Consider the following 409-nt stretch of genomic DNA (forward strand, 5'->3'; position numbering starts at 1 on the left):
CTAATTGATTAGGCTAACCCCGCAGTCCTTGCGGTTAGAAGCCTTATCGCTTCATTCTTTAGATTGATACTTGCGTTAATATCCCTATCATGGTGTGTACGACAAGAAGGACAGTCTCATTCACGTAGGTTTAGATTTTTAACGTCTTTATTTTGATATCCACAACAAGAACATAATTGGCTGGAAGCAAATGTTTTTGATACGATAATGACTTGTTTGCCATACCATTTTGCTTTGTATTCTAACATGGATCGAAATTGCGACCAAGATACCTCACTAATTGCTTTTGCTAACTTATGATTCTTTAAGATATTCGATACTTGCAAATCCTCTATACCGATAACATCGTGGTTTTTGATGATTTCAGTTGAAATTTTGTCCAAGTAATCTTTTCTAGCATTTGATATGT

1 pseudogene is annotated in these 409 nt (G+C 35.2%); it reads right to left on the bottom strand.

The annotated features are described in order from the left end of the window. Positions 1 to 8: 8 nt before the first annotated feature. Positions 9 to 409, bottom strand: a pseudogene (locus ACTJJY_RS32120) (RNA-guided endonuclease TnpB family protein); the annotation flags it as partial.

It is taken from the genome of Bacillus sp. 22475 (genome assembly GCF_052044835.1).
Taxonomy (GTDB): Bacteria; Bacillota; Bacilli; order Bacillales; family Bacillaceae_G; genus Bacillus_A; species Bacillus_A cereus.